Source organism: Helicobacter pylori (assembly GCA_008032935.1).
Lineage (GTDB): Bacteria > Campylobacterota > Campylobacteria > Campylobacterales > Helicobacteraceae > Helicobacter > Helicobacter pylori_CX.
Genome location: CP032039.1, coordinates 805,168 through 817,342, shown reverse-complemented (window position 1 = coordinate 817,342; position 12,175 = coordinate 805,168). Strand labels below are relative to the sequence as shown.

6 protein-coding genes, 4 tRNA genes and 5 pseudogenes are annotated in these 12,175 nt (G+C 38.4%); 1 reads left to right on the top strand and 14 read right to left on the bottom strand.

Features of this window, described 5'->3' with window-relative positions; genetic code table 11:
* Nucleotides 1–12 precede the first annotated feature (12 nt).
* From D2C78_04160 to D2C78_04140, 5 genes and pseudogenes are all read right to left on the bottom strand, one after another.
* A pseudogene (locus D2C78_04160) lies at nt 13–1,181 on the bottom strand (glycosyltransferase family 4 protein).
* Between the two features lie 4 nt (nt 1,182–1,185).
* Nucleotides 1,186–1,614, bottom strand: a complete 429-nt coding sequence (locus tag D2C78_04155) for a PaaI family thioesterase (GenBank protein ID QEF35176.1) — start codon at nt 1,612–1,614, stop codon at nt 1,186–1,188.
* Nucleotides 1,615–1,629: 15 nt separating this feature from the next.
* Nucleotides 1,630–2,415 carry a tRNA 5-methoxyuridine(34)/uridine 5-oxyacetic acid(34) synthase CmoB gene (cmoB, locus tag D2C78_04150; protein ID QEF35175.1) on the bottom strand — a complete coding sequence of 262 codons (786 nt, stop codon included), beginning with the start codon at nt 2,413–2,415 and terminating at the stop codon, nt 1,630–1,632.
* Nucleotides 2,402–3,424 (bottom strand): ferrochelatase, encoded by a 1,023-nt coding sequence (locus D2C78_04145; protein ID QEF35174.1) that lies wholly within the window; start codon nt 3,422–3,424, stop codon nt 2,402–2,404. The genes cmoB and D2C78_04145 overlap by 14 nt, the downstream gene beginning before the upstream one ends.
* On the bottom strand, nt 3,425–5,368 hold the full coding sequence (locus tag D2C78_04140) for a methionine--tRNA ligase (GenBank protein QEF35173.1): 1,944 nt from the start codon (nt 5,366–5,368) through the stop codon (nt 3,425–3,427).
* Nucleotides 5,369–5,536: 168 nt separating this feature from the next.
* Between D2C78_04140 and D2C78_04135 the strand changes: the two genes are divergently transcribed.
* Complete coding sequence (locus tag D2C78_04135) at nt 5,537–6,706, top strand: class I SAM-dependent methyltransferase (protein QEF35172.1); 1,170 nt, start codon at nt 5,537–5,539, stop codon at nt 6,704–6,706.
* A gap of 2 nt (nt 6,707–6,708) precedes the next feature.
* Here D2C78_04135 and D2C78_04130 read toward each other — a convergent pair.
* The 9 genes and pseudogenes from D2C78_04130 to D2C78_04090 all read right to left on the bottom strand — a co-directional run bounded on the left by D2C78_04130 (nt 6,709) and on the right by D2C78_04090 (nt 12,167).
* Nucleotides 6,709–8,579 (bottom strand): annotated as a pseudogene (locus D2C78_04130) (mechanosensitive ion channel family protein).
* Nucleotides 8,580–8,824: 245 nt separating this feature from the next.
* Nucleotides 8,825–9,045, bottom strand: a pseudogene (locus tag D2C78_04125) (hypothetical protein).
* Between the two features lie 121 nt (nt 9,046–9,166).
* Nucleotides 9,167–9,243, bottom strand: a tRNA-Arg gene (locus D2C78_04120).
* Nucleotides 9,244–9,265: 22 nt separating this feature from the next.
* Nucleotides 9,266–9,342 (bottom strand) — tRNA-Arg (locus D2C78_04115).
* Nucleotides 9,343–9,401: 59 nt separating this feature from the next.
* A tRNA-His gene (locus D2C78_04110) sits at nt 9,402–9,478 on the bottom strand.
* Between the two features lie 67 nt (nt 9,479–9,545).
* Nucleotides 9,546–9,623 (bottom strand) — tRNA-Pro (locus D2C78_04105).
* Between the two features lie 185 nt (nt 9,624–9,808).
* Nucleotides 9,809–10,558, bottom strand: coding sequence for a 4-hydroxyphenylacetate catabolism regulator HpaA (locus D2C78_04100; protein ID QEF35171.1), 750 nt, complete (start codon nt 10,556–10,558; stop codon nt 9,809–9,811).
* Nucleotides 10,559–10,642: 84 nt separating this feature from the next.
* A pseudogene (locus D2C78_04095) lies at nt 10,643–11,895 on the bottom strand (glutamine-hydrolyzing GMP synthase).
* Nucleotides 11,896–12,035: 140 nt separating this feature from the next.
* Nucleotides 12,036–12,167, bottom strand: a pseudogene (locus D2C78_04090) (GMP synthase).
* Between the last annotated feature and the right edge of the window lie 8 nt (nt 12,168–12,175).

Genomic DNA, 12,175 nt, shown 5'->3' with positions numbered 1-12,175 from the left:
TTTATCCTTTCATTATGATAAGGTTTTAAAGAGATGGGGGTTATTTTTAAAATCTCTGATCGCTTCTTCATAAACTTTTTCAATTTGAATGACTGAATTTTCTAAAGTGTAGTTTAAAGCGCTTTTAGCGTATTCGTTTTGCATTCTTTCTCTTTCAAGCTTGTTTTCTAACCACCAGTCTATTTTAGCGCTCAAATCTTTAGCGTTATTAGGTTCAAATAGCGATCGTTCATCTAGCGCGAATTGTCTGGTCGCGCTTAAAGGGCTATTAGCGATAACAGGCACAATCCCCACGCTAATGGCTTCCAAGCACGCAATCGCTTCGCTTTCCACATTGGCCGTGTGCACATAAAGGGTGCAAGTTTTTAAAATCTCTAACAATTCATTGGAATTGACAAACCCAAACTCCGTTTTTACGCCTAGTTTTTGGGCTAGAAGTTTGATTTTTTTCTCATCAGGCCCTTTGCCTTTGAGTAATAACACAATGTCTTGTTTGTATCGGCTTAAAGCAACCGCTTTGATTAAAACGCTTTGATTTTTTTCATTAGAATAGCGCCCTACCATAGCGATTTTAAAGGGCGTGGTGTCAAAAAGGCTTTTTTGCGGGTGTTCAAATTTAAACATGGGATCAAAGCCGTTAGAAATAGCGTATTTTTTCCCTCCATAGTTGTATTTTTCTAATTCTTCTACAATGAATTTTGATGGGCAATGGATATGGTGGATATAGCGGTAATGCGAAGATTTAAACCACGAAAAAAGCATCATGTTAAACCAAGAAAATTGCCCCAATTTCATGTTATAAGAAATATGCTCTGGCTGTAAATGGAAAGAGCCAATGTAAGGCACTTGCATTTCTCGCGCGATTTTTACGGCTGTTTTTTCTAGCAAAAAAGGCAAGTAAGTATGGATCATATCCGCTCCCTTAAAAGCCTTTCTTAAGATTTTTTCATCCGGTTTAGCAAAAAGGATGTGTTGTTTGTGTGAAATTTCTGTAACTAGGGGATATAGCGCTCTTTAAGGTTGTAATACCCTTCTTCTTCACTCCCTAAATTATCCACATGGGGGGCAACCACTCTCATCACATGCCCTCTTTTTTTCAGCGCTTCAAAAAAACGAAACGCCGTCATAGAAGTGCCATTACTGGTGTCTTTAAAGCTATCCACGACTAAAACAATAACCATTTAACTACTCTTCTTTAAAATTGAATTTAAAAGGCTTTTTATCAAACACCACGATTTCTATCATTCCCTCTAAAACCTGAATGTCTAACACAAACGCCTCTATTTTTATTTCAGCTTTTTTCACGCCATCTTGAATGACTTGCGCTTTAATGAGCGCTTCTTGATTCAATTCTAGGGGGGCGTAAAAATTGATGTTATTAGAAACCACCACGCTGTGCCTTTTATTCAACGCGCACAAGGCCGCATAATTGCACGCAATAAGCACAAACCCGGCATGCACAAAATTTTCTTCATACACCATGCTTTCATTGCCCTTGAAACGCGCATGGGCTATATCTTTTTCTAAAACGATTAATTCAGTGCCAACGCTTGGTTTGAAATTCTTACAAGTCTCTAAAGAGTCATAATCCACACGAACGACTGATTCTTGCACTATCTTAATCCTTTATTAAAGCTTGCTTGGTTTGAGCATTTTAAAATACCCTCTCAAAGGAGCGTCATACCCCTCTAAAGTTTTAGAGAGATCTGTTTTATCCAAAAAATCTTCTAAACTTTGCCCCAAAATAAAATCCGTTTTACGCTGTTCTTTAGGCGTGGTCTTTAAAACGCTAAGAATCTCAAAATTTTCAAACCCCACCCTTTCGCACCACCCCTTTAGTGCGCTAACACTAGGGATAAAATAAACATTTTTCATTTTAGCATAAGTTTTTTTAGGGCAAAGAGCGATGTCTAGGGGCGAATCAACAATAAGCGTATCCAACACCAGCTCCCCTTTTATTTTCAAAGCATGATATAAGGCTTTTAAAGCCTCTAGCGGGCTTTTTCTGTGGTATAGCACCCCTAAGCAAAAAATGACATCAAAAGCGTTAGGGTATTTTTCATGCAAATCCTCTACCCCTAAAGACTCATAAATGATTTTTTTTTCTTTATCAAAAAAGGGGGCTAAAAATTCAAATTGTTTTTTGACTAAAACGCCCGGATCAAACCCCACCAAACTTTTAGGCTTATATTCTAGCATCTTAAACAAGTAATAGCCGTTATTGCAACCCACATCAGCCACTATTTTGTCTTTTAAAGGAGTGGCGTTTTTGACTAGATTCCATTTAATGGAGCTATCCCATTCGCTATCAATCTTGATTTGAGAAATTTCAAAAGGGCCTTTACGCCATGGCCTTAACGCCATGATTTCTTCTAAAAGGGTTTTTGGATCGAGATTGTCGTTACAAATGAGCATGACTTACCATAGCGTGGGGGTTTTTTAAAAAAGGGGGGTTTAGAAGGGATTCTAAATGATGAGGGCTAATCCCATAAATAAAAGCGAAATTAAACGCTAAATTTTTTAATTGCTCTTTTAAGTTGTTTTGAGTAGTGTAAAAATAAGGGTTATTTTTTTCAAAGAAAGCCACGCTGTTTTTACGACAAAACACGACAATTTTCCCCCACGATAAAGTCTCAAGGGCTTTTTGAAGCATCATTTCAAACAATTCTTTTGAAGTCTCAGCGACAACCACCCTTGCCGTTGCGCCATAAGGGGCTATTTCTAAATTTTTATTCACAAAAAAGGGTTTGCAATGATCTAGTGGGTATTCTTTTTTGCCTAAAAGATTCAAATCAAACTCAATTTGTAATTTCTCGCACAATTGAATCACCCTTTTTAAAGGCTCTAAAAAGATGCATGGCATTTTGAATTCGTATTCTTGTTTTTCATAGACTAAAGTGCTGCAAAAAAACGATTGGTTGAGAATGATTAAACGACTTTCTTTCAAATCTTCTTTCAAGTGCTCTTGCTTATAAAACAAATGAAGCCACTCCAATTTATCAAAAAAGGCTATTTTACACCCCTCTATAATGAATAAATCTTCAAGGCTCTCTTTCAAGCACCACACAAATTCGCTCACGATGATTTTAGAAGCGATCTCTAATTCTATAGGGCCTAACAGCACCCCGACCACGCGCTCATCCAACAAACAAAATTTAAACAAATGGTTCAAAGAATGCTCTATATCTTTAAGCTTGATCCATGCCACATCCCTATCACTTAAAGGATATTCTCCTGTGTATAAGATCCCATAAGCCCCTAACTCTAAAGCTTTAGGAATGAGAGCATGATCTTTAGCGGCAAATAAAGAGCCTTTTTGGACTTTGTTTAAAGACAAAACAATAGAATTAAAATAGCTGATTGAGGGCGTGTTTTGCAATTCGCCCAAACTCAACTCTACGGCTTCATTCACCCCTAATCGCATTTAACTGATCAAACTTCCTGCGATTTTTTCTCTGGTAGGGCTGATTAAAGCCAGATTATCATTATCTCGCACCGCTAAAATCATGCCCTCACTCATTTCGCCCATAAGCTTTGCAGGCTTTAAATTAGCCACCACGCACACCATTTGCCCCACCAAGCTTTCAGGCTCATAATCCAAAGCGATCCCTGAGATGATTTGCCTCAAACGATTTTCGCCTAAATCCACTTTTAAGCGCAGTAATTTATTGGACTTTTCAATCCTTTGAGCCTCCTTGATAAGCCCCACTTTGATCTCTACTTTTTTGAAATCCTCAATGTTGATATAATTTTCTTGTTTTAGTGGGGCTTTTTCTTTTTCTTTTTTTTCTGCTTTTTCTGCTGGGGCTTCCTCCCCTTTTTCAGTCTTTTCAATTTTCTCTATTTTGGAAAATAAAGGTTCGGTGTCTTGTAAAACCATATCTTGTAATTTTTTAGCTTTAAAAAAGCGTTCGTAATTATTGGGCGTGATTTCTACACGAAAAGCGCTCGCTAATTTAGCCGCGCTCTTTGGCATGAACGCATAAAGTAAAAAGCTTGATTGTAACAGCGCGTTTGCGATCAAACTCAATAAGGCTTCTAGTTTTTCTGATTCGTTGTTTTTGTGCAAAACCCATGGCTCTTCTTTAGCGATGAGTTTGTTTAAAAAATCATAAACGTTAAACAATTCCTCTAAAGCTTTATGCAATTGCATTTTAGGCACAAAAGAATTAGCGTTATCCAAGATTTGATGCGCTTTTTCTAGCTCTTTAGGATAATAAGCGGTGATTTTGTCGCTTTTTAGAGAATAATTGAAATATTTTTTAGCCATGCCTAGCAAGCGGTTCAGCAAATTCCCCAAATCGTTATTCAAATTCGCATTAATCCTTTCTGTTAACGCTTTTTTAGAAAAATCCCCATCTTGCCCAAAAGGCACCTCACGCAATAAAAAATAGCGCAATTCTTCAATCCCATATTCCATAGCGATTTTTTGAGCGTCTAAAACATTACCCAAGCTCTTACTCATTTTCACGCCCTCTATCGTCCACCACCCATGCACGCAAAGCTGTTTGAATAAAGGCAGATTCAAACTCATCAAAAAAGCTGGCCAATAAATGGCATGGAAGCGCAAAATATCCTTACCCACAATATGCCTAGCGCATTCAAAATGCGCCATTTTATTGTCTAAACCATTCAAATACCCTAACGCGCTCGCATAATTCAATAAAGCGTCCAACCAAACATACACCACATGTTTAGGATCGTTCATTTTTTTAGGCAAAGGAATGCCCCATTCAAAGCTCGTGCGCGTGATAGACAGATCCAATAAACCCTGCTCAATAAAAGAAGTTACCTCATTTTTACGATAAATAGGCAAAATCGCTTCAGGGTTTTTAGCGTAAAACTCCAATAAAGGCTTTTCATACGCGCTCAATTTAAAAAAATAACTCTCTTCTTCTAAAAGCGTGGTTTCTCTCAAGCAATCAGGGCATAGGACTTTATCACTCGTGTTGTCCGCTTTAGAAATCGCACAATAACTCTCACAGCTCACGCAATAATACCCACTATAAGCGCCTTTATAAATATCCCCTTTTTCAAACATGATTTCAAAGGCGTTTTGCACGCATTTTTGATGCTCGCTGTCTGTGGTGCGGATAAAACCATCATAATCCAAATTGAAAAAATCCCACTGGTTTTTAAAAATCGCGCTAATGCTATCAGCGTAAGCTTTAGGGCTTTGATTCCTAAGCCTCGCACTTTGTTCAATCTTTTGCCCATGCTCATCGGTGCCGGTTAAAAAAAAGACTTCTTCGCCTTGAAGCGTGTAATACTTCTTTAAAGTATCCGCAATCAAAGTCGTATAAGCATGGCCAATATGAGGGATGTCATTCACATAATAAATGGGGGTTGTGATCAGTGATTTTTGCATCTTTATAATCGTGTTACCTTAAATTTGTTTAAGTCTCTTAATTTTAACATGCTTTTAAAAATTTAGAGAATAGAGGTTGAATTTATGCTTATTTGTGGGGTGTTTTTAGCTTAAAATTCATTATAATTAACGCTCAAAAAATTGAAAAATGAGTTCAAGGAATTACAGATGATTTCAAAATTTTTGCTCAAAAGCATGTTCAAGCAGTGGAAAAACGGCGATTATCAGGTCGTTTTTTGGGATAATAGCGTTTATAGGAATGGCGAACATTCGCCTAAATTCACCCTTAAAATCCATCGTCCCCTGAAATTTAGCGATATTAAAAAAGACATGTCTTTAACGATCGCTGAGGCTTATATGGACGGCGTGATTGATATTGAAGGCTCTATGGATGAGGTGATGCATTCTTTGTATTTGCAAACCAATTATGAGCATTTGCACAAACATGACAACGCTAAAGCTATCCAAAAGCCCATCAAAGAAAGCTCCAACATTTCTAAACATTACGATCTAGGGAATGACTTTTATTCTATCTGGCTGGATGAAACCTTAAGTTATTCATGCGCGTATTTCAAAAAAGACGATGACACCCTCCATGCCGCCCAGCTCCAAAAATTAGATCACACTTTAAAGAAGCTCCACCTAAAGCCTGGCGAAAAACTGCTGGATATAGGCTGTGGTTGGGGCTATCTCTCCATAAAAGCCGCGCAAGAATACGGGGCGGAAGTGATGGGGATCACCATTTCTAGCGAGCAATACAAACAGGCTAACAAACGAGTCCAAGAGTTAGGGTTAGAGGATAAAGTAACGATCAAATTATTGAATTATCAGGATTTAGACGGGCGGTTGTACCGCTTTGATAAAGTGGTGAGCGTGGGCATGTTTGAGCATGTGGGTAAGGATAATTTGCCCTTTTATTTCAAAAAAGTTAAAGAAGTGTTGAAAACGGGCGGGATGTTTTTGCTCCACTCCATTTTATGCTGTTTTGAAGGCAAGACTAACGCATGGGTGGATAAATACATTTTTCCGGGTGGCTACTTGCCCTCTTTAAGAGAAGTGATGAGCGTGATGAGCGAATGCGACTTCCACTTGCTCATGGCTGAAAGCTTACGCATCCATTACGCCAAGACTTTAGACATTTGGCGAGACAACTTCAACCACAATCTAGATAAAGTGAAAAGACTCGGCTATGACGAAAGATTTATCCGCATGTGGGATCTGTATTTAAGGACTTGCGCATCGGCTTTCAGGGTGGGGAGCGCGGATTTATTCCAATTGCTTTTAACCAACAGCGTGGATAACACTTTCCCCTTAACCAAAGAATACATCTACCAATAATTTTAGATTTTAGCCCCTTCTTTCAGGCTAACTTCTGGCAAACTCTCCACATACAAACTCTGTGATGGGAAAGCAAAACTCAAATGGTGCTTTTCTACAATCCCCATGATTTTAGCATCACGTCTTCTTTGACTTCTAGCCACTCTTCCCAAACCACTGTTTTAGAAAAGCAATACACTAAAATATTAATAGAGCTGTCCGCAAACTGATCTAAAAAGACAAACAGATTGTTTTTATACCCTAAAAAATCATCAATAGAAACAATATCTTTTTTAAACATGTAGCGGTAATCGCTCGCGTTTTGCAAAGCACTATCGGCTCCATTGGCGATTTTAGGGTGGTTTTCTAGCATTTCTTTAATGTCTTTCACGCAAAGCTGTAAAGCGCTTTGACTGGAGCTATAGGTTAAGCCTATTTCCATTTTAATACGCCTTCCCACTTTACGCCGGCTCCAATTCCTGATGGGTTTTCCGGCTAACTCTGAATTAGGCACGGACAAAAGAGCGTTATCAAAGGCTCTGATCGTGGTGCGTCTTAACCCCATTTCCACCACCGTTCCCTCCACTTCACCGCACACGATCCAATCCCCTTGAGAAAACGAATTGTCTAACAATAAAATGACGGAAGCAAAAAAATTCGCCAACACATCTTTAACCGCCAAAGCCACCGCTAACCCCCCAATCCCTAAAGAAGCGATGATGGCTGAAACGTTAAACCCCAGTTGTTTCAAAACCCCTAAAAGCGTGACAATAAAGATCAAAAAATACATGACTTTTAAAATCAAGTTGATCACTTCTTTTCTAAAATTGTGCGTGCTTTTGGTAGCCATATTCGTAACTAACGCTTCCCCATAGCCTTTAAAAAGCGCTATCACTAACCATGCTAAAAGCATGATATACACTGCGCCCACCCACATAGAAACTTTAGGGGGCGATGCGTTAGGGTAGTAGAAAATATCTAAAGCTATATCGCAACTAAATAGGGCTAAAAAGACAGAAACGGGCGAAACAATGCTCTTTTGCACATTGACATGCATTGTTTTATTGCGCTGCATGATTTCAAAAATACGATCTAACAATAAGGCTAAAAGCCAAGTGATCAACTTCCTTAAACCCAGCAATAAGGCTAAAATCGTCAAAGCCAGCACGATTTTACTCACTTGCAAGCTATGGGTTGTGAAAGGCAAAACCTTACTGATTTTGTTTAACACAAAATCCATATTCACTTCCATGATCAAGTTTTTAGGAAGCACTTCTTTAGGGTGGTTTTTAATGTAACGCAAGACTTCAGTGTAAGTGTTCAAACGCAATTCATAATCGCTAAACATCTGCTCTAATTCATGCATTTTGACATTGTCTAAATTTTTAGGGAAAGTGTAGAGTTTGAATTGCCCTAAACGCAAAAGGAAAGCATCGCTGATACTTTCTACATCTTTTTGTTCGCTAAAAATATCAATACTGCTCCTGATTTTATCTATAAAACGATACAAAATTTCATCTATCAACAAAATATCTAAAGACAATCTATCTTTCATGAAAGTGTAGAAATCATCGCCCTTAATGCTTTTAGACAAACGCTTTTTGATTTTTTCCTGCTCTTTTAAATTTTGGTTTATATCAATCCCGATCTTATCCCTTTCATTCAACACTTTAGAAGTCAAACTTTTAATCAAATCATTCTTTTGGGTGTTATACAGAGAGACTTCAGCGCTTCTTTCAGGGTTTTTTTTGTAAGTTTCAATGACTTGATTGAGCTGGTTGATTTGATTGAAAATCAAAAACAAATCCACCGCATCTGTTTCATGCTCTTCAACCGCTCTCAAAGGATTTAAAAAGAGCGATAACACCAATACCCACCACAACAATAAACGCATGCGAAACCCCACTCAAACAAGATAAAATTTTCTCACAATTTCTAGCGATTATACCAAAAATTAGAAACGCTCCACCCCATAAAGTTACCCATGCAATTTGAAAACGCTTTTTATTTATCCCTAAAAAGCGGGCTTTAGCTCAATTGTGAGCCTCTTTTTAGATCGCTACATCGCTTGATGCGATGCTTTGAGTATTTTTACATTTTACAATTAAAATACAGCCTTAATTTTTAACAAATCTTGCTTTATTTAATATTTTTATAGCAGGATTTCGCACAGGCCGTAGTCAAAAAGCTTTCCATGTTCGGTGCGATAAAGTCACGGATAATGTGCATGTCTTTTATTCTTATTACATGTTTCACTTTTTATGTTTTTATAACCGCTTTTATTGAATTTTTTCATGCAAGATTTGTGTTTTAGGAGTTTCCAACCCTACCACTTGTAATTAGGCTATTTTGATGATCAATCTTTAGAAGAAAAAACCATAAAGATGTAGTACCCTATGCCTATAAGAAAAACAAGAATTAAGAAAATGAGTAATCCCCACTCTAAAGAATCCATAACTCCTCTTTAAAGAATGTCAAAAGTGGTGCGCTTGGCAGGACTCGAACCTGCGACCTACGGCTTAGAAGGCTGTTGCTCTATCCAGCTGAGCTACAAGCGCATTGAATGGTATTAATGTTAGGTGGTACGCCCGAAGGGAGTCGAACCCCTAACCCCCAGATCCGAAGTCTGGTGCTCTATCCAATTGAGCTACGAACGCTTACAATTCAAATAAAGGAATGACTAACATAAACTCGGTAAAACGCTTATTTTATGAGATGGGGTGGAAGATGGGAATTGAACCCACGACCCTCAGGACCACAATCTGATGCTCTAACCGACTGAGCTACTCCCACCATTCAATGAAAGGAAGCGATATTCTACCAAAGAATCTTAAACAGAACAATAAATTATGTAAAAAAGTGGTCGGGGCGAAAGGATTCGAACCTTCGACCCCTTGGTCCCAAACCAAGTGCGCTAACCAGACTGCGCTACGCCCCGAAATTTTCACATGAAGCATTATTATAGCTGAATTTTCTAATTTTTGAGCGTAATTTTTCAAAAATGCCGCTAAAATCAAAAGCGGCACTCAAAAATTGTATTAATTCCAACTCCCCCACCCTTTTAAAAAGCTACTTTTTTAAAAACAGCTCTAAAGGATTTTTAAACTTTTCGTTTCTTAAAAACTACTTTCGTTTTTTCATTTCACTAGAAACTTTTTCATAATGTTCCATGTGTTTTTTGCTTAACTCTTTGGTGATCTGCACCATCACTTTGTGATAAGCTTGATTCATGATTTTTCTAATGGCTTGGTCATGGTCGGTTTCCTTAATCCTATGCACAAAAGTTTTGGGGACAAAACCTCCAGAATTGGTGCGCCGCAATTCCACTCTTTCAATCACAGCCTTAATCTTTGAAACATCAATACCAAAACTATGGATGATATCTTCACTTTTTGGCTCAACAAAATTCAAGTTCAAATACCCTGAAGACATATCTATAACTCTTTCTTCGCTAAGCGCATCGCTCTCTTCTACAATATCTTCTAAGATAGCCACATTCCCATCCATGCGTAAAACGAGCAACGCTTTTTCTTTGATGTCTTGAGGGATTTCACTAACATCTTTAAATTGCGAAACGCTATAGCCTTTTCTCTCTAAAAAACTGCTCAATTGGAGGAATAAAGACTTCTCAAACTCTTTTTGATAATTTTCAGGGATAACTTTATTAGCCTCTATCTTAGGATCGATTAAGACAACTAAATGGCCGTTTTTAGGCTCTTGCTTGCCTTTAATAGGATAGTGGAAATGCAAATCCACGGACTCACCCATATTATTATGCTGCTGCTTTGCAGGCATTCCATCAGCTAGAGCCGTATAAAACGCCCCACTTGCTAGTAACGATCCTAAAACGATTGCCAAACTACCTTTTTTCATTAAATTCCTTTCTTTCTTTTTCTTTAAAATCAATTCCTAATCTTACCCAAAAAATCCCACTTTTAGCGCTATTTTTTAAGATAATCATTCCCATTCAATCGTTCCTGGCGGCTTAGAGGTAATATCATACACCACCCTATTGATACCATTCACTTCATTAGTGATGCGGTTAGAAACCTTTTCTAAAAAAGAATGCTCTAAAAATGAAAAGCTCGCTGTCATGCCATCGCTCGCATTTACTGCCCTTAAGCAAATAGCGTTTTCATAAGTGCGGTTATCCCCATAACCCCCACAGAATTGACATTCAACAGAACGCAAAAAGCTTGCCAAACCTTGTCATACAAATTGGCTTTTTTAAGTTCCTCTATAAAAATAAAATCCGCTTCTTGCAAGCGTTTGATCTTACTCTCACTGACTTCGCCTAAAATCCTTACAGCAAGCCCAGGCCCTGGAAAGGGGTGGCGCATTAAAAAATCCTGGCTAACGCCCAATTCTTTACCCAGTAAGCGCACCTCATCTTTAAACAATTCCCTTAAAGGCTCTATGAGTTTAAAATCCATCCATTCAGGCAGTCCGCCCACATTATGGTGGGTTTTGATCACTTTTGAAGGCCCTTTAACGCTCACAGATTCAATCACATCAGGGTATAAAGTGCCTTGGGCTAAAAATTCAATTTTGCCTTTTAAATGGTGCTTTTTGGCTTCTTTTTCAAACACTTCAATAAAGGTTTCGCCGATGATTTTTCGCTTCAACTCAGGCTCGCTCACGCCCTTTAATTTAGACAAAAAGACTTCTTTAGCGTCTATCGTGTTTAAAGGGATTTGCAAGTCTTTAAACATCGCTTGCACCCTTTCTTTTTCATTTTTACGCAACAAGCCATGATCCACAAAAACAGCGATCAAATTATCCTTAATGGCTCTGTGCAATAGCGTAGCGACCACCGTAGAATCCACGCCCCCACTCACCGCGCACAAAACCTTAGCGTTAGCAATTTTTTCTTTCAACCTTGCAACTTCTCTTTGAGCGAAATGCCACATCCCCCAAGTTTTTTCACAGCCACAAACTAAAAGAGCGAAATTTTCTAAAATCTTACCCCCTTCTTCGCTTTGAATGACTTCTGGGTGGAATTGCAAGCCAAAAATCTTGCCGTTTTCAATCGCACAATGGGGGGAATTAGGGCTTTTTGCAAGGGTAGTAAAGCCTTTAGGCAATTCTATGACTTTATCCATATGGCTCATCCACACAAGGCTTTTAATCTTCACGCCTTCAAAAATCACAGAATCTTGAACGATTTCTAAAACAGCCTTACCAAATTCCTGCTCATTCGCACAAGCCACCACCCCACCAAAAAAATCCACCAAATACTGCATGCCGTAGCAAATCCCTAAAATCGGCACATTCAAATCAAAGATTTTCCCGTTAGGCTTGTAAGCGTCTTTAGCGTACACGCTCGCTGGCCCCCACTCAAAATCAAACCTTTAGGGGCTTTTTTTTGAATGTTTTCTATGCTTTCAAAAAAAGGGACTATTTCTGCATAAATCCCACTCTCTCTCAATCTTCTAGCAATCAGCTGTGTGTATTGGCTCCCAAAATCTAATACTAAAATCATCGCTCATT

Excerpts from the sequence above, each read along its gene's own strand:
- D2C78_04140 (QEF35173.1), bottom strand. The coding sequence starts at position 5,368 with ATGCAAAAATCACTGATCACAACCCCCATTTATTATGTGAATGACATC.
- D2C78_04145 (QEF35174.1), bottom strand. The coding sequence starts at position 3,424 with ATGCGATTAGGGGTGAATGAAGCCGTAGAGTTGAGTTTGGGCGAATTG.
- D2C78_04100 (QEF35171.1), bottom strand. The coding sequence starts at position 10,558 with ATGAAAAAAGGTAGTTTGGCAATCGTTTTAGGATCGTTACTAGCAAGT.
- cmoB (QEF35175.1), bottom strand. The coding sequence starts at position 2,415 with ATGCTCATTTGTAACGACAATCTCGATCCAAAAACCCTTTTAGAAGAA.
- D2C78_04135 (QEF35172.1), top strand. The coding sequence starts at position 5,537 with ATGATTTCAAAATTTTTGCTCAAAAGCATGTTCAAGCAGTGGAAAAAC.